Raw genomic sequence first — 25,026 nt, forward strand, 5'->3', positions numbered from 1 at the left:
CTGCCGCCATCACAGCACGGGCCGGTGTGGGCCGGCTTGCCGGTGTGCAAAGAAGCATTGCACAGGGTGGTTCAACGCCTCACGCGGCCGGTGCATCGGGGCCCGAATGCTCGGGTGTGGTGATCGGACCGCGGCCGCTGAAGCGGTCGAGCGCCAGGTAGATCACCGGCGTGATGTACAGCGTGACCGCCTGGCTGAACACCAGGCCGCCGCACACCGCCAGGCCCAGCGGCTGGCGCAGCTCGGCCCCGGCGCCGATGCCCAAGGCGATGGGCAGGGCGCCCATCAGCGCGGCCAGCGTGGTCATCATGATCGGCCGGAAGCGCAGCACGCAGGCCTCGCGGATGGCCTGGGCCGGCGTCATGCCCTGATGCCGCTGCGCATCGAGCGCGAAGTCGATCATCATGATCGCGTTCTTCTTGACGATGCCGATCAGCAGCAGGATGCCGATGGTGGCGATCAGCGTCAGGTCCTGGCCGAACAGCATCAGCGTGGCCAGCGCGCCCACCGCGGCCGAGGGCAGGCCGGCCAGGATGGTGATGGGGTGGATGTAGCTCTCGTACAGCACGCCCAGCAGCACGTAGATCACCAGCAGGGCCGAGACGATCAGCACCGTCTGCTTGCCTTGCGAGCTCTTGAACACCGCGGCGTCGCCGCCGTAGCTGGTGATGATGCTGCTGGGCAGGCGGATGGCCTCGCCGGCGCGCTCGATGCGCGTGGTGGCGTCGCCCAGCGCGGCACCGGGCGCCAGGTTGAACGAGATGGTCACCGCCTGCAGCTGCCCCACGTGGTTGATCGACGTGGGGCCCACCGTGCGCTCCACCGTGGCAAAGGCGTTCAGCGGCACCAGCGCGCCGGTGTTGGCGCGCACGTAGATCGCGGCCAGCGCGCTCTCGTCGGCCTTGGCCTCGGGCGCCACCTCCATGATGACCTGGTAGCTGTCGGTGGGCAGGTAGATGGTGGAGACCTGGCGCTCGCCGAAGGCGCTGTACAGCGCGCTGCGGATGCCGTCGACCGACACGCCCAGCGTGTTGGCGCGCTCGCGGTCGATCTTCAGCTGCGCGTTCAGGCCGCGCAGCTGGGCATCGCTGGTCACGTCGCGGAACAGCGGGTCGTCGCGCAGCCGAGCCTGCAGCTTGGTGGCCCAGTCGTTCAGCTCGTCGGCCTTCACGCTCTGCAGGATGTACTGGTACTGCGCCTTGCTGGGCCGGCCGCCCAGCTGCAGGTTCTGCACCGGCCGCATGAAGACGTTGATGCCGGCCACGCCGCGCAGTTTCTTGCGCAGGCCTTCGACCACCTGCTTCATCGGCAGGCGCTGGTCGCGCGGCTTCAGGTTGATGAACATGCGGCCGGTGTTCTGCGCACCGCTGCCGCCGTTGAACGAGCTGACCGTGAACACGTTCGGGTCGTTGCGGATGATGGCCGCAGCCTGGCTCTGCAGCCGCACCATCTCGGGGAAGGAGGTGTCCTCGGCCGCCTCGGTGGTGACCTGGATCTGGCCGATGTCCTCCTCGGGGAAGAAGCCCTTGGGGATGATGCTGAACAGCCAGCCGGTCAGCACGAAGGTGGCCAGCGCCAGCGCCAGCACGCTCTTGCGCCAGCGCAGTGCGGCGTCCAGCGTGCGCGCATACAGCGCCAGCGTGGCGTCGAATGCGCGCTCGAAGCTGCGCACCAGCAGGCCGGGCTTCTTCTTGTGCGCCTCGTCGGTGAGAAAGCGGCTGGCCAGCATCGGCACCAGCGTGAGTGACACGAAGGCCGAGACCAGGATGGCCAGGCCCACCACCACCGCGAACTCGTGGAACAGCAGGCCGATCACACCGGGCATGAAGAAGATCGGGATGAACACCGCGATCAGCGAGGTGGAGATCGAGATGATGGTGAAGCCGACCTCGCGCGAGCCCTTCAATGCCGCCTGGAACGGCGGCACGCCTTCCTCGACATGGCGGATGATGTTTTCGAGCATCACGATGGCGTCGTCGACCACCAGGCCCACGGCCAGCGTCAGGCCCAGCAGCGAGATGTTGTCGAGGCTGTAGTTCAGCCCCCACAGCAGGGCCACCGCGCCCACCAGCGACACCGGCAGGCTCAGCGTGGGGATCACCGTGGCCACGAAGCGGCGCAGGAACAGGAAGATCACCAGCACCACCAGCGCGATGGTGCCCATCAGCGTCAGCGTCACGTCGTGCAGCGCCTCGCGCACCGACACCGAGCGGTCGTTCACCGCCGTCATGTTGATCGAGCGCGGCAGCTGGCTCTGCAGCGCCGGCAGGGCGCCGCGCACCGAATCGACCACGCGCACGGTGTTGGCGCCGGGCTGGCGGTAGATGGCCAGCGTGATCGAGGGCTCGCCGTTGAGGTTGGCGAAGGACTTCAGCGTCTCGACGCTGTCCTCCACGCTGGCCACGTCGCGCAGGCGCACCGGCACGCCGCCGCGGGCGCTGACGATCAATTCGGCGAACTCGGCCGCGTTCTTGAGCTGGCGGTTGGCCTGCAGCGTCAGCGTCTGGCGCGGGCCGTCCAGCGTGCCCACCGGGGTGTTGACGTTGGCCGCACGCAGTGCGGCGCTGATCTCGTCGATGCCGATGTTGCGGGCCACCAGCGCGTCGGGCTTGACGCGCACGCGCACCGCGAAGCGCTTGGCGCCGAAGATGTTGACCTGGGCCACACCGGTGATGGTGGACAGCGTGGGCGAGATCAGGTGCTCGGCATAGTCCTGCAGGTCGGACATGGCCAGCGATGGCGACGTGAGCGCGATGAACAGCACCGGCGCGTCGGCCGGATTCACCTTGCGGTAGTTCGGCGGCTGTGTCATGTCCTGCGGCAGGCTGCGCTGGGCGCGCAACAGCGCGGCCTGCACATCCAGCGCCGCGCCGTCGATGTCACGGCCTTCCTCGAACTCCAGCGTCAGCGAGGTGTTGCCCAGCGTGCTGGCCGAGCTGATGACGGTGAGGCCGGGAATGGTCTGGAACTGCTTTTCCAGCGGCAGCGCCACCGAGGTGGCCATGGTCTCGGGGTTGGCGCCCGGCAGCGAGGCCGAAACGTTGATCACCGGCGTGTCGTAGCTGGGCAGCGCGGCCACCGGGATGCTGCGGTAGCCGATCACCCCGGCCAGCACGATGGCCAGGTTCAGCAGCACCGTCATCACCGGACGGCGGATGAACAGTTCGGACAGGTTCATGGCGTGCCGTTCCGCGAAGCGGCCGAGGCGGCACCCGCCGCTTGGCCGGCGGACGGACCGGAGGCCGCCCCTGCGCCGGAGGCCGCACCGGCCGCGCCGGAGGCACCGCGCGCCGGGTCACGCGCACGCTCGACGATCGCCGAACCGGGGCGCAGGTTCTGTCGCCCGTCCAGCACCACCGCCTCGCCGGGCTTCAGGCCGCTGACCGCGGCGTCCTCGCCCTGGCCCACCAGCAGCTGCACCGGCCGCGGCTGCGCCTTGCCGTCCTTGACGGTGTAGACGAAGCTGCCGCGCGCGCTGTGGATCACTGCCGCCTGCGGCACCAGCACCGCGCCGGGAATGGTGCGCACGGTGAGCGACACGTTGACGAAGGCGCCCGGCCACAGCTGGTTGCGGCGGTTGTCGAACTCGGCCTTGACCTTCACCGTGCCGGTGGCGGCGTCCACCGCGTTGTCCACGAAGCCCAGGCGGCCCTGCACCGTGCCGCCACCGTCGGGCAGCGTGGCGCTGACCAGAGCGCCGGCCTTCGGGCCGCCCTTCGCATCCCCCTTGGCGCCGTCCTTGCCGGCGGGGGCGCCCAGCGCGGCCAGCAGGTCGGGCAGGTGGCGCTGCGGCAGGTTGAAGGCCACGTTGACCGGATCGAGCCGCGTGATCGTGACCAGGCTGGTGACATTGGCCTGCACCGCGCTGCCCGGGAACACCGCGATCGTGCCCACCCGGCCGGCGCTGGGCGCGGCGATGCGGGCATAGGACAGCGGCACCTGCGCCGCCTCGAGCGCGGCGCGGTCGGCATCGCGCTGGGCGATCTGCGTGTCCAGCGCGGTCTGTGCGGTGTCCACCGCGGTCTGCGAGACGAAGTTCTGCGCCAGCAGCTCGCGGCTGCGCGCCAGGTTGCGGCGGGCGTCGGCAATGGCCACCTCGTCGCGCGCCAGCTGGGCCCGGGCCTTGGCCACGTTGGCCTCGTCACTGCGCGCGTCCAGCGTGAACAGCGGCTCGCCGGCCTTGACGAACTGGCCTTCGCGGATGTGCACCTTGGCCACCACGCTGCTGATCTGCGGCCGCACATCCACGCTGGACAGCGGCACCACGGTGCCGGTGGCCGTGAGCTGCACGGCCAGATCCCGTTGCTGGGCGCGCACCAGGGTCACGCTGACCGGTGGCGCCGACGCGGCCGCGCCCGGAGCGGCTGCGCCCCCCGAGGCCGCGCCGCCGGCCGGCACTGGCGCCGAGGCCGGGGCCGTGCCCGAGGGGGCCGCCTGGCCTGCCGGGTTGGGTGCCGGCGCGGCGGACGGCTCGCTGCGCGGGCCGCAGCCGGTCAGCAGGGCCAGGGCAGCCAGCGCGAGCGCTGTCCACGGTGCGGAGGAAGGAACGGGCCTGGAGCGCATGGGCGATCGGTGCAAGGGCAGGGGGCGGTGGGTCACGGGCGGGTCGTCCGGTCGGGGGCGGGGCCAGCGCACAGCGGGCGGCCTCAGGCCGCCGAGAAGCTGCGCTGCAGCACGGCCAGGCCTTGCTGCAGGGCCTGCAGGTCGGCGGCGCAATGGCGGGCCAGCGCGCGGCTGAGGTCGGCGTGGGCGGCGCGGCGGATCTGCCGCAGCTGTGCACGGCCCTCGGGCGTGATGTGCAGCTGCGTGCGGCGGCGGTCGTCGGGGGCGGTCTCGGTGCGCACCGCGCCGGCGCGCACCAGGCGGTCGACCATGGCCGACGCGGTGGGCATGGTCACGCCCAGGAAGGCCGCCACCGCGCCCACGGCGCAGCCGGGCTGGCGGTGGATGAAATTCAGGCAGCGGAACTGCGGCACCGAGAAGTGCGCGTCGGCATGCCGGCGCATCGCGTCGCGCACCGCGTCCATCACCGCTGGCACCACGTCGAGCACCGCATCGGCGCACTCGGCGGGGCTGGGGGCGGCGAGGGTCTCGTCGGGCGGCACTTGCTTAGGTGAGCTAACTAAATCACAAGCGTATCACCGCGCCTGTTCCACCGTGGAGCAGGGCTTTCCAGGGGCTTTGCGCAGGCGCCGGGCCCGGCTGGCCTGCCCGGAGGGACTCGAACCCCCGACCTGCTGCTTAGAAGGCAGCTGCTCTATCCAGTTGAGCTACGGGCAGATGGACGCGGCGGCCCCGTGGCCGACGGAGCGTTGCGTGCCGGCCGCATTCTAGGTGCCCCCACCCCGGCCGGGCGTGGCGCGCCGCGCGTCGGCCTGCGGCGGGCGTACAGTGAGGCGTGTCAATGAAACGCAGACCTGTTTCCGGTGGCTGAAACGCGCCGCGCCGACCGCCTGGACGCGCTGCGGGGTGCCGCCATCGTGTGGATGGTCGGCTACCACCTGGCTTTCGACCTGAACCACCTGGGCTGGCTGGCCACGCCGCAGGATTTCTACCGCGATCCGCTGTGGACCACGCAGCGCACCGCCATCGTCAGCCTGTTCCTGCTGTGCGCCGGGGCCGGGCAGGCGCTGGCCACGGCCGCGGGGCAGGGCTGGCCACGCTTCTGGCGCCGCTGGGCGCAGGTGGCCGCCTGTGCGCTGGCGGTGTCGGCCGGTTCGGCGCTGATGTTTCCGCGCAGCTGGATCAGCTTTGGCGTGCTGCACGGCATGGCCGCGATGCTGCTGCTGGTGCGTCTGGCCGGCACGCGCTGGCCCGGCCGCACCGGCTGGATGTGGCCGGTGGGGGCACTGGCCGTTGCACTGCCCGCCTGGGTGGCGCATCCGCTGTTCGACACCCGCCTGGGCAACTGGGTGGGGCTGGTGACGCGCAAGCCGGTCACCGAGGACTGGGTGCCGGTGCTGCCCTGGCTGGGCGTGATGCTGTGGGGCGTGGCCGCCACACAGGCGCTGCGGACGCGCCGGCCGCAGTGGCTGCACGGTGCCGTGCCGGCCTGGACGCGGCCGCTGGGCTGGCTGGGCCGGCGGCCGCTCACGGTCTACATGGTGCACCAGCCGCTGATGATCGGTGCGCTGCTGGCGGCCGGCGCCTGGCGTCACTGAGCCGGTATGAGCAAGCCGCTGGACACCGACATCGACCAGGCCCTGGCGCTGGTGGTGGACGCCAACCCCAGCTCGCGCCGCACGTTGGTGAACATGCTGCGCGAGTTCGGCGTCAAGCGCATCGAGCAGGCGGTGCGGCCGCAGGACGCGCGCGGCATGCTCGAGATCCGGCCCTTCGACATCGTGCTGTGCGACTACCACTTTCCCGGCGAGGGCATGAGCGGCCAGGAACTGATGGACGACCTGCGCCAATCGGGCATCCTGCCGCTGCACACGGTGGTGGTGATGATCTCGGGCGAGGCCGACTACGGCCATGTGGCCGAGGCCGCCGAGGTGGCACTGGACGCCTACCTGCTCAAGCCGCACACGGCCGAGGCCCTGCGCGTGCGCCTGACCCAGGCACGCGAGCGCAAGCGCGCGCTGGCCGACGTGTTCGCGCTGATCGCCGACAAGCAGTTCCAGCAGGCGGCCGAGCTGGCCCAGGCGCGAGCCGACGAGCGCGGCATCGCCTGGCTGCAGGCCGCACGAATCGCCGCCGACCTGTGGCTGCGCCTGGGCCGGCCGGCCGACTCGGCGCGACTGCTGGAGGCGGTGGTGGCCAACGGCGCGCTGCCCTGGGCGCGGCTGGGCCTGGCGCGGGCGCAGACCGAAGCCGGCTCGGTGTTCCAGGCGCGGCGCACGCTGGAAGGGCTGATCGGCGACCAACCCGGCTACACCGACGCCTACGACGTGATGGGCCGCGTGCAGTTCGAGCAGGGCGACACGGCCGCCGCCATCGCCACGCTGCGCCAGGCCAGCAAGCTCACGCCCAACAGCGTGGCGCGGCTCGTCAAGCTGGGGCTGCTGCAGTTCTACTTCGGCGACGTGAAGGAGGCCGCGATCGCGCTGATGCAGGCGGTCAAGCTGGGCATCGCGTCCAAGGTGTTCGATCTGCAGGGGCTGACGCTGCTGGCCACGATCCAGTTCGACCGCGGCGACGCCCGCGGACTGGCGCTGGCGCTGAACATGCTGCGCCGCTCGCGCGCGCAGGCACCGCAGAGCGCGCGGCTGCGCCGCTTCGAGGCGGTGGTGTCGATCTTCCTGGCGCTGCTGGAGCGGCGCGTGGTCGAGGCCGTGGCCGAGGTGCGCGGCCTGCTGGCCGAGATCGACGCGCCCGACTTCGAGTTCGAAGCCGCCTGCAACCTGATGATGGTGCTGGCCCGGCTGGACAGCAGCGAGCTGCACCTGGCCGAGCTGCCCGAGAAGGTGGCACAGCTGGGCGCGCGCTTCGCGGTCTCGCGCACCACGTGTGACCTGCTGTGTGCCACCGTGCGCGCCCGGCCCGAGTTGATGGACGCGGTGCGCGACGAGTTCGAGCGCATCAACGGCATCGCCGAGCAGGCGGTGGCGCGCACCGTGGCCGGCGAGCCGGCGGCTGCGGCCAGCATCCTGCTCAGTGCCGCCGAGCGCTCGCTCAACGCCAAGCTGATGGACCTGGCGATGCAGACGGTGCGCCGCCACGGCAGCGCCATCCCGCAGGCCGATGCGCTGCTGGCGCGGCTGCAGCACCTGCACGATACCTACCGCAGCTACGGCGCCCAGGTGCGCATCGCACGCATCGACGACGCGCGCTCGCTGCAGGCCGCCGCCCGTCCCGACACCGTGGTGCCGGGCGGCGACGCGGCGGCAGCCGGTACAGTCGCCCCATGAGTGCCCAGGTCCTGTTCGGCTTCCATGCCGTCACCGTGCGGTTGAAGACCGCCCCGCAATCCATCGTCGAGATCCATGTCGATGCCAGCCGGCGCGACGCGCGCATGCGCCAGTTCGTCGAGCGGGCCCAGGCCGCCGGCGCCAAGATCGTCGACAGCGACGACGGGCGGCTGATCAAGCTGGCCGGCAGCCCGCGCCACCAGGGCGTGGTGGCGCGTGTCAAGGCGGTGGCGCGCAGCCACTCGCTGGACGACGTGATGGACGGCGTGGCCGGCGCGCCGCTGGTGCTGGCGCTGGACGGCGTGACCGATCCGCACAACCTGGGCGCCGTGCTGCGCGTGGCCGACGGCGCGGGCGCGCATGCCGTGATCGCCCCGAAGGACCATGCCGTGGGCCTGAACGCCACGGTGGCCAAGGTGGCCAGCGGCGCGGCCGAGACCATGCCCTACCTGATGGTCACCAACCTGGCGCGCAGCCTGAACGAGCTGAAGGAGCGCGACATCCGCATCGTCGGCCTGTCCGACGACGCCGAGCAGACGCTGTACGACCTGGACCTCACCGGCCCGGTGTGCCTGGTGATGGGCGCCGAGGGGCCGGGCATGCGCCAGCTCACGCGCAAGACCTGCGACGTGCTGGTCAGCATCCCGATGAGCGGGGCGGTGGAGAGCCTGAATGTCTCGGTGGCGGCCGGCGTGTGTCTGTACGAGGCGCTGCGGCAGCGCCGCGCGGCCGAGGCCGGCAACGATGTGGCCGGTGATGCGGCCGGTGATGCGGCCTGACCCGGCCTGACGCGCGATGGCCCATGCCGAGGCCCTCGCCACGCTGCGCGAACGCCTGGCGGCGGCGCCGCGCTGGTGCGTGCTCAGCGGCGCCGGCATGAGCGCCGAGAGCGGCATTGCCACCTTCCGCGATGCGATGAGCGGCCTGTGGTCGCGCTTCGATCCGATGCAGCTGGCCAGCGAGGCCGGCTTTCGCGCCGATCCGGCCCGTGTGTGGGACTGGTACGCCGAGCGCCGCGCCGGCGTGCGTGCCGCCCAGCCCAACGCCGGCCATCGGGCGCTGGGCGCCTATGCGCAGCGCCACCCCGGCCGGCTGACGGTGATCACGCAGAACGTGGACGACCTGCACCAGCGCGCCGGCAACACCGACGCGCTGCGCCTGCATGGCGACGTCCTGGGTGAGCGCTGGCTCGATCGCTGCCGGCGCGATCCGGGCTGCCACCCCGACTGGGCGCTGGCTGGCAGCCCGCCGCACTGCGAGCGCTGCGGCAACCTGGTGCGCCCCGACGTGGTGTGGTTCGGCGAACCGCTGCCGCTGGCGGTGTTCGACGCCGCGCAGCGGGCCGTCGATGCCGCCGCCGTGCTGCTGGTGGTGGGCACCTCGGGCGCGGTGTGGCCGGCCGCCGGCCTGGTGGCGCGGGCGCACCGCGCCGGTGCCTGGGTGGCCATCCTGAACCCCGAGGCCAGCGAGGTCGACGACGAGGCCGACCAGTGCCTGCGCGGCACCGCGGCCACGCTGCTGCCGGCGCTGCTCGACGGGCTCTGAGCCGGCCGGGCGCTGGCTACACTGGGCGCACACCGCTGACCCACCTCACACTGCCATGCCTGTCATCGCCGTCCAACACCCGCTCGTGCGCCACAAGATCGGCCTGCTGCGCGAGGCCGACATCTCCACCAAGAAGTTCCGCGAGCTCACGCACGAGCTGGCGCGTCTGCTGGCCTACGAGGCCACGGCCGACTTCCCGATCGAGAAGACCACCATCGAATGCTGGAGCGGCCCCACCGAGGTGGAGCAGATCGCCGGCCGCAAGGTGACGGTGGTGCCCATCCTGCGTGCGGGATTGGGCATGCTGGACGGCGTGCTCGACCTGGTGCCCAACGCCAAGGTCAGCGTGGTGGGCCTGGCGCGCGACCACGAGACGCTGCAGCCGGTGAACTACTTCGAGAAGTTCGTCGGTCAGCTCGACGAGCGCACCGCCATCATCATCGACCCGATGCTGGCCACCGCCGGCTCGATGATCGCCACCATCAGCCTGCTCAAGGCCCGCGGCTGCAAGGACATCCGCGCGCTGGTGCTGGTGGCCGCGCCCGAGGGCATCGCCGCGCTGAACGCCGCCCACCCCGAGGTGCGCTGCTGGACGGCGGCCATCGACAGCCACCTCAACGAGATCGGCTACATCATCCCGGGCCTGGGCGACGCCGGCGACAAGATCTTCGGCACCAAGGACGAGGGCACGCGATGAGGCGAGGCGTGGCGCTCGCCGGCCTGGCCGCCACCGCCGTGCTGGCCGTGGGTTGCACGCAGGAGAAGCAGAACGAGATCCGCCGCAGCATCCAGAACTGGACCGGCACCAACGGCGTGCTGGAGGTCTACGGCGGCGACAAGGTCGTCAAGCGCTTCCTGAAGATCGACAAGCTCTCCACCGCCTACGGCACCGAGGACGGCACGCCGCGCAACTACCGCTACGGCTACGGCGTGCTGGACGAGAACCTCAACGGCGTGGCCGACGCCGACGAGAAGCGCGTGTACTTCGAGGTCAGCAACCAGGGCACCAACTGGGTGTTCTACGAGAGCCCGCGCTGAGCGTGACCGCCTCCATGGGCGCCGGCGCGCACCGGCGCAGCCTGGCGCTGCTGTTCGCCGCCACCTTCGTCGAGCTGACGGCGATCTTCGTCTTCGGGCCGCTGCTGCTGTTCCAGCTGCAGGCACGCGGGCTGGGCACGGCGCTGTCGGGCCTGTTCGCGGCCAGCGGCTGGCTGGGCGTGCTGCTGGTCACGCCCTTGGCCACGCGCCTGGTGCAGCGCCTGGGCACCAGCCGCGCGCTGCTGCTCAGCGGCGGCCTGCCGGTGCTGACCACCGCCGCCATCCAGCTCACCGACAGCGTGCCCGGCTGGGCGCTGCTGAACGCGGTGTCGGGCATGGCCGGCGCGCTGCGCTGGGTGCTCAGTGAGGCGCTGATCGCCCGGCTGGCACCGCCCGAGCGGCGCGGCCGCGTGATGGGCCTGTTCTCCACGCTGATCGGCGGCACCTTCATGCTGGGCCCGGCACTGCTGGCGGCGGCGCTGTCGCGCGGTGTCACGTTGCACCAGATCGGCTGGATCGTCTGGGGCCTGTGCGCGCTGAGCCTGGCGCTGCTGGCCTTCATCCGGGCGCCTGAGCTCGGCGCGGCGCCCGAGGGCGCGGCCGGGGAGGGCACTGCGGCCGCATCGCCCGGCCTGCTGGCCGCCGTGCGCGCGGCGCCGGTGGTGATGGTCACCGGCCTGGTGGGCGGCTTCTTCGAGGCCGGCCTGTCGGGCGCGCTGCCGCTGTGGGGCCTGAGCCTGGGCTGGAGCGAGGCGGCCGCGGCGCTGCTGGTCACCCTGTCGGGCCTGGGCAGCACGCTGGCCGCCGCGCCGGTGGGCGAACTGGCCGACCGCTTGCCGCGCGAGCGCCTGCGCCGCATCGGCGTGGGCCTGTGCCTGGCGGGTGCGCTGGCCGTGCCCTGGGTGGCCATGCCGGGCGGTGGCTGGCTGGCCTGGCCGGTGGTGCTGCTGTGGGGCGCGGCCGGCGCGGGCCTCTACACACTGGCGATGACCGAGATCGGCCACCTGCATGCCGATGCCGGCCACGGCCCGGCGCTGGTGCAGGCCACGGCCGTGCTGGTGCTGGCCTACACGCTGGGCGGGCTGCTCTCGCCCATCCTGGTGGGCCAGGCGCTGGCCTGGCAGCCGCGCTGGGGGCTGGCGGCGGTGCTGATCGCCGTGGCGCTGGCGGGCTTCTGGCGGCCCGGGCCGCGCAAAGCCATCTGACTTGGGTAGCATCGCGCCGTTTTTTTCCGTCTCAAGGAGCAATCGTCATGGCCATGGATGTCGTCGACTACGAGATCAAGGGTTCGGAGATGCAGTTCGTCGAGGTCGAGCTCGACCCCGGCGAGGCCGCCGTCGGCGAGGCCGGCAGCCTGTTCTTCATGGATGCCGGCGTCGGCATGGACACCGTCTTCGGTGACGGCAGCAACCAGGGCGGCGGCGGCTTCTTCGGCAAGCTGCTGGGCGCCGGCAAGCGCCTGATCACCGGCGAATCGCTGTTCACCACGGTCTACACCAACCATGCGGCGCAGAAGCAGCGCGTGGCCTTCAGTGCGCCGTATCCCGGCAAGATCATCCCGATGGACCTGCGCCAGCTGGGCGGCATGCTGGTGTGCCAGAAGGACAGCTTCCTGTGCGCGGCGCGGGGCGTCAGCCTGGGCATCTACTTCCAGCAGAAGCTGTCGGTGGGCTTCTTCGGCGGAGAGGGCTTCATCATGCAGAAGCTCGAGGGCGACGGCCTGGCCTTCGTGCATGCCGGCGGCACCGTGGTGCGGCGCGAGCTGCAGCCGGGCCAGACGCTGATGGTCGACACCGGCTGCGTGGTGGCTTTCACGCCCAACGTCAACTTCGAGATCCAGTACGTCGGCAAGATCAAGACGGCGCTGTTCGGCGGCGAGGGCCTGTTCTTCGCCAAGCTCACCGGGCCGGGCACGGTGTGGCTGCAGAGCCTGCCGTTCAGCCGCCTGGCCAGCCGCGTGTTCGCGGCCGCGCCGCAGAACGGCGGCTCGCGCGAGCAGGGCTCGGTGCTCACCGGCGTGGCCGGCGGCGGCCTGCTGGGTGGCATCCTGGGCGGTGGCGACGACGAATGACGCCGCCGGGGCGGCCCGGATCTGCGCTGGAACAATCACACAGCGCCGGCGCGGCCGGGCTGTCCACCTAAACTACCGGGCTGCCTGAATCTCGACCCGGGCGACGCCCTGGCGCAGGGCGGCTGCGGGTCGGCCGCCCGCCTGCCGTGAACCCCAGCCATCCGTCCCGTCTTCCTGCTCTTCTGTCGCGCCGCCAGGCGCTCTCGCTGGGCCTGGCGCCCGCCGTTGGCGCCGCGCTGGCGCCCTGGGGTGCCGAGGCGCAGGCCGCGCCGCCGCCGGGGCTGCACCCGATCTTCGTGCTGAACTCGCTGGACGCGACGATCAGCGTGATCGACCAGGCCACGTTCACCGAGCGCAAGCGCATCCCCACCGGCAAGGAGCCGCACCACCTGTACCTGACGCCGGACGAGAAGAGCCTGCTGGTGGCCAATGCGCTGTCCAACTCGCTGACCTTCGTCGATCCGGTCACGGCCGAGGTGCAGCGCACGCTGACCGGCATCGTCGATCCGTACCAGCTGCGCTTCTCGCCCGACATGAAGTGGTTCGTCACGGCGGCCAACCGGCTCGACCACATCGACCTGTACCGCTGGGAGCCGGCCGACACGGCCCAGCCGCTGAAGCTGGCCAAGCGCATCGCCGCGCCCAAGACGCCCAGCCACCTGACCATCGACAGCAAGAGCACGGTGGTCTACAGCAGCCTGCAGGACAGCGACGAGCTGATCGCCATCGACCTGGCCACCCAGGCGGTGCGCTGGAAGGTCAAGACCGGCAAGATGCCGGCCGACGTCTACCTGACGCCCGACGACAAGCGCCTGTTCGTCGGCCTCACCGGCGACAAGGTGGTGGAGATCTACGACCTCACCGTCTCGCCGGCGCGCCTGCTGCAGCGCCTGCCCACGGGTGATGGCGCGCACGCCTTCCGCTCGCGCGGCGACGGCAAGCACCTGTTCGTCAGCAACCGCGTGGCCAACACCATCAGCATGATCGACACCCAGGCCGTGCGCGTGGTGGCCGAGCTGCCGGGCCCCAGCGGCCCCGACTGCATGGAACTGCTGGCCGACGGCAAGACCCTGCTGCTGAGCTCGCGCTGGGCCGGCAAGATGAGCGTCATCGACGTGGAGGCGCGCAAGGTGCTGCGGCAGGTGAGCGTGGGGCGCTCGCCGCACGGCATCTGGACGCTGAACCATGCCTCCAGGATCTGATTTCCCGCTGCGTGCAGCCTGTGTGGCCCTGGCCTTGTTTGCCGGCCAGGCGATACAGGCCGCGCCGTCCTGTGACAAGCCGCTCTACCTGACCTTCGACACTGGCCACATGGGCGTGGCCGAGTTGATCGCCGACGTGCTCGAGCGCCAGCAGGTCAAGGCCACCTTCTTCCTGGCCAACGAGCGCACCCAGACCGGCGGCTGGAGCCTGGACGACCACTGGGCACCCTGGTGGCGCGCCCGTGCCGCCGAGGGCCATGCCTTCGGCACCCACACCTGGGACCACCACAGCTGGCTGGCCGATCATGCGGCCGGCGGTGATGGCGGCTTCGACACCCGGCCGTCGATGGGTCCGCAGGCCGGCCAGCGTGTGCGCCTCACGCCGGCGGCCTACTGCGCCGAGCTCAAGCGCCCGGCGGCGCGCTTCCAGGCCATGACCGGCCAAGCCATGCTGCCGCTGTTCCGCGCGCCGGGCGGCAAGACCTCGCCGGCCCTGCTGGCCGCGGCCCAGGCCTGCGGCTACACCCATGTCGGCTGGGCGCCGGCCGGCTTTCTGGGCGATGAGCTGCCCAGCGAGCGCTATCCCAATGCGCAGCTGCTGCAGCGCGCACTGGCCGGCATCCGCGCGGGCGACATCCTGGTGGCCCACCTGGGCATCTGGTCGCGGCGCGAGCCTTGGGCGCCGGCCGTGCTGGAGCCACTGATCGAGGGCCTGAAGGCCCGGGGCTTCTGCTTTGCCACCTTGCGCGATCACCCCACGCTGGGCCGCGCCGCCGCGCCACCGGAGACCCGTTGATGGGCAGCCTCACCGACCTCTTTGACGCCGCCCAGGGCTGGCTGTTCGAGCACGCGGTGCAGCCGCTGATGTTCACGCTGGGCCTGGGCAACCTGCTGTCCGACGGCTTCCGGGCCACGGCCTGGCTGATGGTGGGCGTGCTGCAGATCGCCGTGATGCTGGCGGTGCTGCGCACGCTGGAACGCTGGCGTCCGCTGGAGCCGGTGACCGACCGCGCGGCGGTGCGCACCGACATCGTCTACACGCTGATCCACCGCCTGGGCCTGGTGCGTCTGGTGCTGTTCTTCAGCATCGACCCGCTGTGGGACTGGGCTCGCGGCCAGGCCAGCCTGCATGGCGTGATGGGTCTGGAGCTCGACCACCTGTGGCCGGGCCTGACCGACCGGCCGCTGGTCAGCTTCTGCCTGTACCTGCTGCTGTTCGACTTCGTCGACTACGGGTACCACCGCATCCAGCATGGCCTGAACTGGTGGTGGCAGCTGCACGCGGTGCACCACAGCCAGCGGCAGATGACGATGTGGACCGACAACCGCAACCACCTGCTCGACGACCTGCTGCGCGACGGCGTGTTCGTGCTGCTGGCCTTCGCGGTGGGCGTGCCGCCGGGCCAGTTCATCGCGCTGGTGGCGGTGACGCAGCTGGTGGAGAGCCTGTCGCATGCCAATGTGCGCCTCGGCTTCGGCCCGGTGCTGGGCCGGCTGATCGTCGGCCCCGACTACCACCGTCGCCACCACGCCATCGGCCTGGGTCATGAATCGGCCGGCGCCGGCACCCTGGGCGGCTGCAACTTCGCCGTGCTGTTCCCGGTGTGGGACATCGTGTTCGGCACCGCGCGCTTCGACGCGCCGCTGCAGCCCACCGGCATCCGCGACCAGCTGGAAGGCCGCGACTACGGCCACGGCTTCTGGGCCCAGCAGTGGCTGGGCCTGCGGCGCCTGGTCGGCCGGGGCTGAACCGGCGCCCGGCTGCGCCTGCGAACCGGCGGCCCCTCGTTCCGGGGGGGCGGTCCGGGTGATCGCAAGTGCCTGTCTTTGCAGAAGATTTTCGATCCGTTCACACACGGGACACAGGGGCTGCGGGAATCCACGCGGTGCGGCGGGTCCTGTCCTTGCATAGCCTCCGGCCTCCCGTTGCGGGCGCCTGGCCCGGCCGATCGAATGACCGATCGAACGGCCGGCGAGGCGGCATGCCGACATGGCCCCGCGACCGGGACGATGGCACTTCACAAGAGTGCCGTCGCGGTCATCCACCACCACGATTGAACGGAGTCTCTACATGTCCAACAAGTCCCTGTCCCGTGTTGCCCTCGCGGCCGCGTTGCTGTTGGGTGCCACCGGGGCCGTGCAGGCGCAGAGTGTGGCCAGCCAGCTGGCAGCCACCGGCGCCGACAACACGCGGCTGGTGCTGGCCGGCAACGGCGCCTACGTGGCGTCGCGCCTGGTCGATGCCAACGTGCCGACCTCGCCCTTCAGCGGCGTGGTCAGCGTGCGCACGGTGTTCGATGCGGGCACCTCGGCCGCAGCGGCCTACATCTGCTCGGGCGCGCTGATCTCGCCCTGGCACGTGCTCACCGCCGCGCATTGCGTGGACAAGGCCGACGACGGCAAGGGCATGAACCTCAGCGGCGGCGTCGACACGCTGGCCGTCAACTTCAACTTCAACAACCCGACCAGCAACCTGGCAGGCACCACGCGCATCGCGGCCCAGGCCTACCGCATGAATGACGCGTACATGGGCTTCAACGTGTGCCCGGACGGCACGTCGGGCTGCCTGAACGACGACCTGGCGATCATCACGTTGTCCGAGAAGGCGCCCACCGCCGCCAAGATCTACGGCATCTACAACGGCGCGCCGCAGGAAGGTGAGTTGATCACCATGGTGGGTTACGGCACCTCGGGCACCGGCCAGGTCGGCCATGTCAGCGGCACCGCCAACTATTACGTCAAGAAGGTGGCCAAGAACACCGCCGACCTGTACGACCTGGACGACGAGCAGGGCTTCGCTGCCGGCGCGGCCGAGGTCTGGTACGCCGACTTCGATGGCGTGGACTACCGTGGTCAGCGCCAGGACACCTGGCGGCAGCTGGGCCTGTCCAACGTCGGGTACCTGCCCACCGGCGTGGAAGGCAACATCGGTGGCGGCGACTCGGGCGGCCCGTCGTTCATCCAGCGCAATGGTCAGTGGATGCTGTTCGGCAACAACACCTTCGGCGGCAACTGGCCCGACCAGGTGTCGGGCACCTACGGCACCTATTTCGGCGGCATGGTGCTGTCGGCCTACGGCGACTTCATCCAGAGCAGCACGCTGGGCATGGCGCAGATGGTGCCGGAGCCCGAGACCTACGCACTGATGCTGGCCGGCCTGGGCCTGGTGGGCATGCTGGCCCGTCGCCGCGCGCCGCGCTGACCGGCGCGGCCTGAATGCGCCGGGCCGCCAGGCCCGGCGCGATGGCCGGGCCTCTGCTGCTCAGGGCTGGCCGTCGATCACCGCGCGCACCAGGCGCGCACCGGGGCCGGCCAGCGCGGGCAGGCGCTCGATCTGGCCGGCCTCCACCGCCTCGAGCACCCACTCGTGGATGCCGCCGACGATGGCCACGGCCTGCTCGCGCCCGAGGGCGGGGCCGGCCACCGCGACGATGAAGTCGGCAAAGCGCTGCGTGCTGCGCCGCCGTGCGGCCAGGCCACCCGGGCCCAGCGCCATGATGTCGATGAACAGCGTGGCCAGCAGCGCCGGGTTGCCGGCCAGGTGGCCCAGGTAGGCTGCCAGGGCCTGCTCGACCTGGGCATGCCAGTCGCGCTGCACATCCAGCGCCTCGCGCAGCACGCGCAGCGAGTTCAGGCTGGCCGCCTCGTACAGCGCGGCGAAGCACTCGGCCTTGTCGCTGAAATGCTCGTAAAAGCTGCGCTTGGAGACGCGGGCCTCGGCCGCCAGGTCGGCAATGGTGACTGCGGCATAGCCCTTGGCGGCCACGCTGCGGGCCATGGCCTCAAGCAGGCGGTGGCGGTGGTCAGGATTGGAATCGGCCATCGCAGGGCATGATGCCATGCGGCCCCTGGCCGCCGCGCCGCCCGTGCCTGGGGAAACACCCGGGTCCACCATCTGGCCTGGTTCGGTACCCGCTGGTACCATTGTTTGATCCCACACCCGGAGCGCCGGCCATGATGACCGACCTGCCCGTACGCCGCCTGCTGGTGGACCTGGAAACGCCGTTCGCGCGTCACTGGAACGGCGGTGACCCCTTTCGCAGCGCGTTCTTCAATGCGCTGTCGATGAGTTTTCCGTTCGGTGAGCAGTTCTTCATCGATTCGGTGCGCGCCGGGCTGCAGACCCTGCCCGAGGCGCAGCGCGCGCCGTTCGAGGCCGAGGTCAAGGGCTTCATCGGCCAGGAGGCCACGCACCGCCGCCTGCACAGCCTGTACAACGCGCAACTCGAACAACAGGGCCTGAAGAACCACTGGGAGCCGCGCTCGCGCCGCCGGTTGGCGCGGCTGGACGGCAAGGATGTGCGCCTGCACCTGGCGGTTACGGCGGCGGCCGAGCATTTCACCGCCATCCTGGCCGAGTACCTGCTGGCCCGCGACGAGCCGCTGGCGGGCGCAGACCCGCGCATGGCGCTGCTGTGGCGCTGGCATGCCAGCGAGGAGAGCGAGCACCGCAGCACAGCCTTCGAGCTCTACCGCGCGCTCGGCGGCAACGAGGAATGGCGGCTGCGCATCTTCCGCGTGGTGTCGTTCAACTTCGTCTGCGACGCGCTGCGCCAGACGGTCAACAACCTGTGGCACGACGGCACCTGGTGGCGGCCGTCCACCTGGGTGAGCGGCTGGCGCGTGCTGTTCGGGCGCGGTGGCCTGGTGCCGCAGATGTACGGGCCCTGGCGGGCCTACCTGCAGGCCGATTTCCACCCGGCCGAGCACGGCGGGCAGGCCGGGCTGGACTGGCTGCGTGACAACGCCGACCGCTTCACGCTGGTGGGCAGGGCGGCCTGACCGCGCCTGAGTGCACCTGAACCGGCGCCCGGCCCGCCGACGCGCTGTTCAGCGCCGCGCGGCCGGCGCCGGGCGCGAGCGGTAGAACTGCATCGGCACCGCCTGCGCTTGGGCGGCCTGCAACTGCGCCGTGGCCTCGCGCAGCACATGCGGCTGCATGCGGCCCACCACGTGCATCTCGCAGGGCTTGCAGTCGAAGCGCAGCGTCAGCAGGTCATTGCCATGCTTGAGCACCAGCGGCTCGGCGCGGATCGTGCCCTGCACGCCGGTCACGCCCTTGGCCTGCTTGGGGCACAGGCTCAAGGAGAAGCGCACGCAGTGCTTGGTGACCATCAGGCTGGCCTCGCCCAGCACCTCGTGGCTCTCATAGGCCGACTCGATGACCTGCACGCCGTGGCGCGCGTAGAAATCGCGCGCCTTGTGGTTGTAGACGTTGGCCAGGTAGCTGATCGTGTCCTCGGGGTAGGGCACGGGCGGCGCCACCGGCACGGCGCGCGGCAGCGGCTGCCAGGCGGCGGCGCGGGCGGCTTCCAGCGCCGCCACGGCGTCGCGGCGCAACTGGTTCAGCGCGCCCACCGGCACGAACCACGGTTCGGTGGTGGCCAGCTCCACCTCGCGTGCCGCGAAGATCGTGGTGCCCAGCTTGGCGATGGCCTCGCGCAGCGTGGCCTCGGCGCGGGCGGCGTCGCGCGCCGGCTGCAGCGCGGTGGCCAGCTCGGCCTGGCCGACATGGCCATCCTCGTCGGTGAGTGTGAGCAGCAGGCCGTCGCCGGTCTCGTCCAGGCGCAGGTCAACGGCGATGCGGCGCTCGGCGGTCTTGCTGTCGAGCGTGCGGTCCCAGGCCATCTCGCGGTTGCGGTACAGCGTGGTGCCGCGCCTCAGGTCCTTCAGCTCGGCCACCGGCTCGTTGGGCATCACGCGCCAGCGGCGCGCGGTGGCGGCGTCACCGTCCAGCGGGCGGGCGGTGTTGGCCTGCACGCCGTTGAGTTCGCCCTGCAGGTCCCACCAGGTCAGGCCGTCGCCGTTGGCCAGTGCGCCCACGCCGTCGGCCAGCTGCACGTCCACATGCTCGGGCCCGGTGGCGGTCACCTCGCCCAGCGGCAGGCCGGCGTACTTGGGCGTGTCGAAGGCGCCGATGTCTTCCTTGCGGCCGGTGACGAAGTAGTCGGTGGCGCCGCGGTTGAAGTTGCGCTCGGGGTCGGGCGTGAAGAACAGCGTGGTGCGGCCGCTGGAGGCCGCGCGCAGGCCGCGGCCGTCGCGCGGCTTCTGGCCGTCGAGGATCTCGTCGAGCAGCCGGCGGTAGTGCGCGGTGACGTTCTTGACGTAACCCACGTCCTTGTAGCGGCCCTCGATCTTGAAGCTGCGCACGCCGGCATCGACCAGGGCGCGCAGGTTGGCGCTCTGGTCGTTGTCCTTCAGGCTCAGCACATGCTTGTCGTGGGCGATGATGTGGCCGGCCGCGTCGGTCACGGTATAGGCCTGGCGGCATTCCTGGCTGCAGCTGCCGCGGTTGGCGCTGCGCCCGGTGAGCGCATGGCTGATGTTGCACAGGCCCGAGTAGGCCACGCACAGCGCGCCGTGCACGAAGAACTCGATCACCGCGCGGTCCACCTGGGCGCGGATGGCCTGGATCTGCGGCAGCGTCAGCTCGCGCGCCAGCACCATCTGGCTGAAGCCCACGTCCTGCAGGAAGCGCGCCTTCTCGGGCGTGCGGATGTCGGTCTGCGTGCTGGCGTGCAGCTGCATCGGCGGCAGGTCCAGCTCGAGCAGGCCCATGTCCTGCACGATCAGCGCGTCCACGCCGGCGCCGTGCAGCTGCCACACCAGGCGGCGCGCGTCTTCCAGCTCGTCGTCGCGCAGGATGGTGTTCAGCGTGACGAAGATGCGCGCGCCGAAGCGGTGCGCATGGCGCACCGCGCGCTCGATGTCGGCCACGCTGTTGCCGGCCTTCTCGCGTGCGCCGAAGCTGGGGCCGCCGATGTAGACCGCATCGGCCCCGTGGTCGATGGCGGCGATGGCGATGTCGGCATCGCGCGCCGGGGCCAGCAGTTCCAGTTCGCGCAGGCGGTCACGCATGGCAAGCCCTCCGGAGCACGCGTGGTCGGGAACGATCAGGCCTTGACCTGCGCCAGCAGGCGGGCCGAGGCCGCGTCGAAGTTGGCCTTCAGTTCGGCATAGCTGTGGTTCACCGGGAACTGCGGGAACTGCGCCACGATGCTCTCGGGCGGGTGGATGAAGAAGCCCGCGTCGGCGGCGCCCAGCATGCCGGTGTCGTTGTAGCTGTCGCCGGCAGCCATGACCTGGAAGTTCAGGCTCTTCAGCGCATTGACGGCATGCGCCTTCTGGTTGGGCTGGCGCAGCTTGTAATCGGCCACGAAGCCGTCGGCGTCGATCACCAGCTTGTGGCAGAAGAGGGTGGGCCGGCCCAGCTGGCGCATCATCGGGTCGGCGAACTCGTAGAAGGTGTCCGACAGGATGATGACCTGGAAGCGGCTGCGCAGTTCGTCGAGGAAGTCCTTGGCGCCGTCCATCGGGGCCATGCCGCCGATCACGTCCTGGATGTCCTTGAGCTTGAGCCCGTGCTGGCGCAGCAGGCCCAGGCGGTAGCGCATCAGCTTGTCGTAGTCGGGCTCTTCGCGGGTGGTGCGGCGGAATTCGGCGATGCCGGTGCGTTCGGCGAACGCGATCCAGATCTCGGGGATCAACACACCTTCGAGATCGAGGCAGACGACTTGCATTTCGGGGGCTCCTGGCGAACCCGGCAGTCTAACGGATCAGCCTTGGCAGACCTTCCGTTCACACCGCCCGGCGGCCCGTGGCCCGCCGCTGCCGGTCATGCCAAGCCGGCACCTGTCTCAGCCAGCGCACTGGCCAGCGGGCATCGCGTGCGGCGTCGCGCGGCAGTCGCCAGCAGTGCCAGCCCGGCGGCCAACAGGCCCATGCTGGCCGGCTCGGGCACCGCTGCGCTGAACTCCACCAGGTAGCCGTACTGGGCATTGAGGTTGCCGGGGCCGCCGTGGTCGTTCCAGAGTGCGGTGTTGTAGTCGTAGTTGGTCTGCAGGTAGTTCTCGCCACCGCAGCAATTGTTGGGTTCGCCGGAACGCCAGGGCAGGTAGGTCAGCGTCTGGCCCGCCTCGGGGCCGCTGCGCCAGACCCACTGGCCTTCGACGCCGTTGTCGGTGGCGCCCAGCCAGGCCGTGTTGCCCTGGGCAACCGTCAGCGAGGCGAACTGGTTCTCGGCGGCCGAGGTGAGGGTGGCCAGGTAGCCGGTCATGCCCTGGTAGGTTTCGCCGGCGGCAAGGACGTAGGCCAGCTCAGCCAACACTGGCTCAGGAAAGAACTCGTACCAATGGCCGTTGCCGCCGCTGGCCACGGTCCATTGCGTGGGCACCGCGTGCGCGGCGCTGGAAAGCAGGGTGGCGGCGGCCAGTGTCGTGAGCGTGCGGCGCATGGTGTCTCCTTCGGGTCCGCGGGCCGGCATTCGGATCGGCCGGGTCGCTTCACGTTAGGTGATGACGCGCGTCGTCACATCCCTGCAGGCATGGGGGTCAGGCCACCGATTCGATACAGACTGCAACACCCGACAGCACCGCATTGCCCGACAGCGGGTCGATCAGCCGGGCATCGAGCACCTCGTTGAGGTTGGCGCCCGGGCGCTCGGCGGCCACGCGCAGGCGGCTGCCTGGCCGGTCATGGCCCCAGCCATGCGGCAGGCTGGCCACGCCCGGCGGCACCGCGTCGGTCACTTCCACCGGCGCCTGGATGCGCCGCCCGTCGCGGGAGATGGCGGCCAGCGCGCCGTCTTCCAGGCCCAGGCGCTGCGCGTCGGCCGGGTGCAGCTGCAGCGTGCAGCGCTCGGGGCCCTTGGCCAGTGTGGGCAGGTTGTGCATCCAGCTGTTGTTGCTGCGCACGTCGCGGCGGCCGATGACGACCATCTCGGCCGGCGGCTCGGCCAGCGCGGCCAGCGCGCGCGGCAGGTCGGCCAGCAGCATCGGCGGTGCCAGTTCCACCTTGCCGCTGGGCGTGCGCAGCACCTCGGGCAGGCGCGGCTGCAGTTCGCCCAGGTCGATGCCGCCGGGCTGCGCCGCCACCCGGGCCAGCGTCAGGCCGCCGGGCTGGCGGCCGAAGCCGTCGCCATACGGGCCGCTGCGCAGCGCCAGGTCCACCAGGCGCTCGGGGCCTTGCCAGGGCTGCAGTGCCGCCATCACGGCGGCGGTGTCGGCCACACCGCTGCGGCGCAGGTCGTCGGCCAGCAGTTCGTCGTCCAGCGCCAGGACATCGGCCTGCGCACCGTGGCCCTTCAGGATGGCGATCAGGCGCAGCAGGTTCTGCCACTCGGGCGGCTGGCCGGCGGGCCGCTCGAACACCGGCGGGTTGTAGCGCGCGGTGTTGCGCCAGCTCAGCTGCGGGAAGGGCACGTCGTAATGGCCTTCCTCCAGCGGCGACAGGCCGGGCAGGATGACATCGGCATGGCTGGCCGTCTCGTTGCAGTAGATGTCCAGGCTGACCATGAAGTCGAGCTGGTCCAGCGCCTGTGCCAGCCGGGCGCCGCCGGGGGCCGACAGCACCGGGTTGGCCCCCAGCACGATGGCCGCGCGCACCCGGCCCGGGCCGGGCGTGAGGATCTCGTCGGCCAGCTGCACGATGGGCAGTTCGCCGAACACCTCGGGCGCGCCGCTCAGCCGCGCGTGGTGGCGGCCGGTGGCCACGCCGCGACCGCGGCCGGGCGTGCCCTGGGTGTTGGCAGCGAAGGCGGCGGCCTTGGCCCACAGCTGGCCGCCGGGCACATCGAGGTGGCCGGTCAGCGCGTTGAGCACATCCACCAGCCACGAGGCCAGCGTGCCGAAGGTCTGCGTGCAGCTGCCGATGCGGCTGTAGACCACCGCACGTGGCGTGGCCGCCAGGTCACGGGCCAGCTGGCGGATCACGTTGGCGTCGATGCCGCAGTGCGCTGCCACCGCCTCGGGCGTGAAGCCGGCCACCGCCTGGCGCAGCTCGGCCACACCGTTCAGCCAGGGTTCGGCCGGGCCCAGGCGCACCAGGCCTTCATCGAACAGCGTGTGCACCAGCGCGGCCAGCAGCTGCGCGTCGGCGCCGGGGCGGATCGCCAGGTGCTGGTCGGCGATGGCCGCGGTTTCGGTGCGTCGCGGGTCGATCACCACCAGGCGGCCGCCGCGCGCCTTCAGGTCGCGCGCCTTGCCGCGGAAGTCGGGCACCGTCCACATGCTGCCGTTGCTGGCCAGCGGGTTGGCGCCGATGACCACCAGCAGCTCGGTGCGGGCGATGTCGGGCAGGCCCACGCTGAGCCAGTGGCCGTACATCAGGCCGCTGGCCAGCTGGCGCGGCATCTGGTCCAGCGTGCTGGCCGAGTAGACGTTCTTCGAGCCGGCGGCGCGGCCCAGGCGGGCGAAGTACAGCAGCAGGCCCATCTTGTGCGCCGACGGGTTGCCGGCCACCAGGGCCAGCGCGTCGCGGCCATGCGCGGCCACGATCGGCGGCAGCTTTTGCTCGATCAGCGCGAAGGCTTCGTCCCAGCTGGCGGGCTCCAGCGGGCTGCTGCGGCCGCCGCGGCGGATCAGCGGCTGGCGCAGGCGGTCGGGGTCGGTGTGCAGGTCCTTGATCGCCACGCCCTTGGGGCACAGGTAGCCGTCGCTGAGCGTGTCGCCGGCCCAGCCGCGCACCTGCACCACCTGGGTGCCGCGGGTGCTGATCTCCAGGCCGCAGCAGGCCTCGCACAGCGGGCAGATGCGGTAGTGGCGCTCGGGCTGGTCGGCGCTGGCTGGCGTGTTCGGGTCGGGCATGTCGTCTCCTGGGGGACGGTTTATCGCCGCCCGCTCGGGGCAGCGTCCGTCACCCGGGAGACGTTACGCGGGTTCGCCTGGGGCGGCGATGACCTGGCGGGTCAGGTCGCCCTGCGGCCGAGGGCGCGCAATTTGGCCTTCCAGCGCGTCACGCCCTTGTCGCCCAGCTTGTCGACCATGCCGATCAGGGTCTCGTGCACCGGGGCGATGCCGACGAAGCCCAGCACGTTGCGCTCCAGCGAGCGCACGCTGTGGGCGCGAAAGTAGAAGCGGTACAGCAGCGCCGGCATGCCCATCGTGACCACCACGCGCGCCGAGCGGCCGGTCAGGCCCTTGGCCGTGAACGGGTTGTCGGCGCCGGGCTTGAAGGCGAAGCCCGGGCGCGCCACCTGTTCGAGGAAGGCCTTCACCAGCGCGGGCATGTCGCCCAGCCACAGCGGGAAGAAGAACACCAGGTGTTCGGCCCGGGCGATGGCTTCCTGCGCAGGCTTCAGGGCCGGCGGCAACTCGCCCTGCGTCCACTCGGCCTGCGTGCGCAGCATCGGGAAGTCGAGCGCGGCGATCGTCACCACCTCCACCGTGTGGCCGCTCTCGCGCGCGCCCTCGGCATAGGCGCCAGCCAGCGCGTGGCACAGGTGGCCGCCGGCCGGGTCGGGATGGCCTTGCAGGATCAGGATGCGTTTGGGGTCTTGCATGGTCCGATGCTGCGCGCTGCATGTTGCCCGCGGGTTGCGCTA

The 25,026-nt window shown here is 71.3% G+C and carries 21 protein-coding genes, 1 tRNA gene and 2 pseudogenes; 14 read left to right on the forward strand and 10 right to left on the reverse strand.

Going from position 1 to position 25,026, the window contains the following annotated elements:
- Nucleotides 1-79: 79 nt before the first annotated feature.
- From AACH10_RS11275 to AACH10_RS11290, 4 genes are all read right to left on the reverse strand, one after another.
- Nucleotides 80-3,178 carry an efflux RND transporter permease subunit gene (locus tag AACH10_RS11275; RefSeq protein WP_341410511.1) on the reverse strand — a complete coding sequence of 1,033 codons (3,099 nt, stop codon included), beginning with the start codon at nucleotides 3,176-3,178 and terminating at the stop codon, nucleotides 80-82.
- A complete protein-coding gene (locus AACH10_RS11280) occupies nucleotides 3,175-4,563 on the reverse strand; it encodes an efflux RND transporter periplasmic adaptor subunit (RefSeq protein WP_341410512.1) in 1,389 nt (462 codons plus the stop codon). Before AACH10_RS11280 ends, AACH10_RS11275 begins: the two co-directional genes overlap by 4 nt.
- 83 nt (nucleotides 4,564-4,646) lie before the next feature.
- The gene (locus AACH10_RS11285; RefSeq protein WP_341410513.1) at nucleotides 4,647-5,105 is read right to left on the reverse strand and encodes a MarR family winged helix-turn-helix transcriptional regulator; all 459 of its coding nucleotides are present in this window, start codon (nucleotides 5,103-5,105) and stop codon (nucleotides 4,647-4,649) included.
- A 98-nt stretch (nucleotides 5,106-5,203) separates the two neighbouring features.
- Nucleotides 5,204-5,280 (reverse strand) — tRNA-Arg (locus AACH10_RS11290).
- Between the two features lie 137 nt (nucleotides 5,281-5,417).
- Between AACH10_RS11290 and AACH10_RS11295 the strand changes: the two genes are divergently transcribed.
- The 13 genes and pseudogenes from AACH10_RS11295 to AACH10_RS25355 all read left to right on the forward strand — a co-directional run.
- Nucleotides 5,418-6,161, forward strand: a complete 744-nt coding sequence (locus tag AACH10_RS11295; protein ID WP_341410545.1) for an acetyltransferase domain-containing protein — start codon at nucleotides 5,418-5,420, stop codon at nucleotides 6,159-6,161.
- A gap of 6 nt (nucleotides 6,162-6,167) precedes the next feature.
- Complete coding sequence (locus AACH10_RS11300) at nucleotides 6,168-7,850, forward strand: response regulator (protein WP_341410514.1); 1,683 nt, start codon at nucleotides 6,168-6,170, stop codon at nucleotides 7,848-7,850.
- On the forward strand, nucleotides 7,847-8,629 hold the full coding sequence (rlmB, locus tag AACH10_RS11305) for a 23S rRNA (guanosine(2251)-2'-O)-methyltransferase RlmB (protein WP_341410515.1): 783 nt from the start codon (nucleotides 7,847-7,849) through the stop codon (nucleotides 8,627-8,629). The genes AACH10_RS11300 and rlmB overlap by 4 nt, the downstream gene beginning before the upstream one ends.
- 16 nt (nucleotides 8,630-8,645) lie before the next feature.
- Nucleotides 8,646-9,395, forward strand: a complete 750-nt coding sequence (locus tag AACH10_RS11310) for an SIR2 family NAD-dependent protein deacylase (protein ID WP_341410516.1) — start codon at nucleotides 8,646-8,648, stop codon at nucleotides 9,393-9,395.
- 55 nt (nucleotides 9,396-9,450) lie between these two features.
- Nucleotides 9,451-10,092, forward strand: a complete 642-nt coding sequence (gene upp, locus AACH10_RS11315; protein ID WP_341410517.1) for a uracil phosphoribosyltransferase — start codon at nucleotides 9,451-9,453, stop codon at nucleotides 10,090-10,092.
- A complete protein-coding gene (locus tag AACH10_RS11320; RefSeq protein WP_341410518.1) occupies nucleotides 10,089-10,433 on the forward strand; it encodes a hypothetical protein in 345 nt (114 codons plus the stop codon). Before upp ends, AACH10_RS11320 begins: the two co-directional genes overlap by 4 nt.
- 2 nt (nucleotides 10,434-10,435) lie before the next feature.
- Nucleotides 10,436-11,638, forward strand: coding sequence for an MFS transporter (locus tag AACH10_RS11325; RefSeq protein ID WP_341410519.1), 1,203 nt, complete (start codon nucleotides 10,436-10,438; stop codon nucleotides 11,636-11,638).
- Nucleotides 11,639-11,685: 47 nt separating this feature from the next.
- Nucleotides 11,686-12,504, forward strand: a complete 819-nt coding sequence (locus AACH10_RS11330; RefSeq protein WP_341410520.1) for a TIGR00266 family protein — start codon at nucleotides 11,686-11,688, stop codon at nucleotides 12,502-12,504.
- Nucleotides 12,505-12,740: 236 nt separating this feature from the next.
- Entirely contained in the window at nucleotides 12,741-13,706 is a 966-nt protein-coding gene (locus AACH10_RS11335; protein ID WP_341410546.1) for a YVTN family beta-propeller repeat protein, read from the forward strand.
- Nucleotides 13,690-14,502, forward strand: a complete 813-nt coding sequence (locus AACH10_RS11340) for a polysaccharide deacetylase family protein (protein ID WP_341410521.1) — start codon at nucleotides 13,690-13,692, stop codon at nucleotides 14,500-14,502. Before AACH10_RS11335 ends, AACH10_RS11340 begins: the two co-directional genes overlap by 17 nt.
- Nucleotides 14,502-15,455, forward strand: coding sequence for a sterol desaturase family protein (locus AACH10_RS11345; RefSeq protein ID WP_341410522.1), 954 nt, complete (start codon nucleotides 14,502-14,504; stop codon nucleotides 15,453-15,455). Before AACH10_RS11340 ends, AACH10_RS11345 begins: the two co-directional genes overlap by 1 nt.
- A 322-nt stretch (nucleotides 15,456-15,777) precedes the next feature.
- Nucleotides 15,778-16,410, forward strand: a pseudogene (locus AACH10_RS25350) (trypsin-like serine peptidase); the annotation flags it as partial.
- A gap of 411 nt (nucleotides 16,411-16,821) precedes the next feature.
- Nucleotides 16,822-16,908, forward strand: a pseudogene (locus tag AACH10_RS25355) (PEPxxWA-CTERM sorting domain-containing protein); the annotation flags it as partial.
- Between the two features lie 60 nt (nucleotides 16,909-16,968).
- Here the strand turns inward: AACH10_RS25355 and AACH10_RS11355 are convergent.
- The gene (locus AACH10_RS11355) at nucleotides 16,969-17,529 is read right to left on the reverse strand and encodes a TetR/AcrR family transcriptional regulator (protein WP_341410524.1); all 561 of its coding nucleotides are present in this window, start codon (nucleotides 17,527-17,529) and stop codon (nucleotides 16,969-16,971) included.
- A 134-nt stretch (nucleotides 17,530-17,663) separates the two neighbouring features.
- Between AACH10_RS11355 and AACH10_RS11360 the strand changes: the two genes are divergently transcribed.
- A complete protein-coding gene (locus AACH10_RS11360) occupies nucleotides 17,664-18,488 on the forward strand; it encodes a metal-dependent hydrolase (protein WP_423228594.1) in 825 nt (274 codons plus the stop codon).
- A gap of 48 nt (nucleotides 18,489-18,536) precedes the next feature.
- Here AACH10_RS11360 and AACH10_RS11365 read toward each other — a convergent pair whose 3' ends face one another.
- From AACH10_RS11365 to AACH10_RS11385, 5 genes are all read right to left on the reverse strand, one after another.
- On the reverse strand, nucleotides 18,537-20,564 hold the full coding sequence (locus AACH10_RS11365; RefSeq protein WP_341410526.1) for a peptidase U32 family protein: 2,028 nt from the start codon (nucleotides 20,562-20,564) through the stop codon (nucleotides 18,537-18,539).
- A 35-nt stretch (nucleotides 20,565-20,599) separates the two neighbouring features.
- A complete protein-coding gene (gene thrH, locus AACH10_RS11370) occupies nucleotides 20,600-21,226 on the reverse strand; it encodes a bifunctional phosphoserine phosphatase/homoserine phosphotransferase ThrH (RefSeq protein ID WP_341410527.1) in 627 nt (208 codons plus the stop codon).
- A 95-nt stretch (nucleotides 21,227-21,321) separates the two neighbouring features.
- Nucleotides 21,322-21,939: a lectin-like protein gene (locus tag AACH10_RS11375; protein WP_341410528.1), complete on the reverse strand. Its 618-nt coding sequence runs from the start codon at nucleotides 21,937-21,939 to the stop codon at nucleotides 21,322-21,324.
- A 97-nt stretch (nucleotides 21,940-22,036) separates the two neighbouring features.
- Entirely contained in the window at nucleotides 22,037-24,289 is a 2,253-nt protein-coding gene (locus tag AACH10_RS11380; RefSeq protein ID WP_341410529.1) for a molybdopterin-dependent oxidoreductase, read from the reverse strand.
- Between the two features lie 101 nt (nucleotides 24,290-24,390).
- On the reverse strand, nucleotides 24,391-24,984 hold the full coding sequence (locus AACH10_RS11385; RefSeq protein ID WP_341410530.1) for an NAD(P)H-dependent oxidoreductase: 594 nt from the start codon (nucleotides 24,982-24,984) through the stop codon (nucleotides 24,391-24,393).
- Between the last annotated feature and the right edge of the window lie 42 nt (nucleotides 24,985-25,026).

Source organism: Pseudaquabacterium inlustre, from assembly GCF_038066595.1.
Lineage (GTDB): Bacteria > Pseudomonadota > Gammaproteobacteria > Burkholderiales > Burkholderiaceae_C > Pseudaquabacterium > Pseudaquabacterium inlustre.

Bases quoted from the DNA above. Each gene is read 5' to 3' on its own strand.
- AACH10_RS11275 (WP_341410511.1), bottom strand. From the start codon at position 3,178: ATGAACCTGTCCGAACTGTTCATCCGCCGTCCGGTGATGACGGTGCTG.
- AACH10_RS11280 (WP_341410512.1), bottom strand. From the start codon at position 4,563: ATGCGCTCCAGGCCCGTTCCTTCCTCCGCACCGTGGACAGCGCTCGCG.
- AACH10_RS11300 (WP_341410514.1), top strand. From the start codon at position 6,168: ATGAGCAAGCCGCTGGACACCGACATCGACCAGGCCCTGGCGCTGGTG.
- rlmB (WP_341410515.1), top strand. From the start codon at position 7,847: ATGAGTGCCCAGGTCCTGTTCGGCTTCCATGCCGTCACCGTGCGGTTG.
- AACH10_RS11310 (WP_341410516.1), top strand. From the start codon at position 8,646: ATGGCCCATGCCGAGGCCCTCGCCACGCTGCGCGAACGCCTGGCGGCG.
- upp (WP_341410517.1), top strand. From the start codon at position 9,451: ATGCCTGTCATCGCCGTCCAACACCCGCTCGTGCGCCACAAGATCGGC.
- AACH10_RS11320 (WP_341410518.1), top strand. From the start codon at position 10,089: ATGAGGCGAGGCGTGGCGCTCGCCGGCCTGGCCGCCACCGCCGTGCTG.
- AACH10_RS11330 (WP_341410520.1), top strand. From the start codon at position 11,686: ATGGCCATGGATGTCGTCGACTACGAGATCAAGGGTTCGGAGATGCAG.
- AACH10_RS11340 (WP_341410521.1), top strand. From the start codon at position 13,690: ATGCCTCCAGGATCTGATTTCCCGCTGCGTGCAGCCTGTGTGGCCCTG.
- AACH10_RS11345 (WP_341410522.1), top strand. From the start codon at position 14,502: ATGGGCAGCCTCACCGACCTCTTTGACGCCGCCCAGGGCTGGCTGTTC.
- AACH10_RS11355 (WP_341410524.1), bottom strand. From the start codon at position 17,529: ATGGCCGATTCCAATCCTGACCACCGCCACCGCCTGCTTGAGGCCATG.
- AACH10_RS11360 (WP_423228594.1), top strand. From the start codon at position 17,664: ATGACCGACCTGCCCGTACGCCGCCTGCTGGTGGACCTGGAAACGCCG.
- AACH10_RS11365 (WP_341410526.1), bottom strand. From the start codon at position 20,564: ATGCGTGACCGCCTGCGCGAACTGGAACTGCTGGCCCCGGCGCGCGAT.
- thrH (WP_341410527.1), bottom strand. From the start codon at position 21,226: ATGCAAGTCGTCTGCCTCGATCTCGAAGGTGTGTTGATCCCCGAGATC.
- AACH10_RS11375 (WP_341410528.1), bottom strand. From the start codon at position 21,939: ATGCGCCGCACGCTCACGACACTGGCCGCCGCCACCCTGCTTTCCAGC.
- AACH10_RS11380 (WP_341410529.1), bottom strand. From the start codon at position 24,289: ATGCCCGACCCGAACACGCCAGCCAGCGCCGACCAGCCCGAGCGCCAC.
- AACH10_RS11385 (WP_341410530.1), bottom strand. From the start codon at position 24,984: ATGCAAGACCCCAAACGCATCCTGATCCTGCAAGGCCATCCCGACCCG.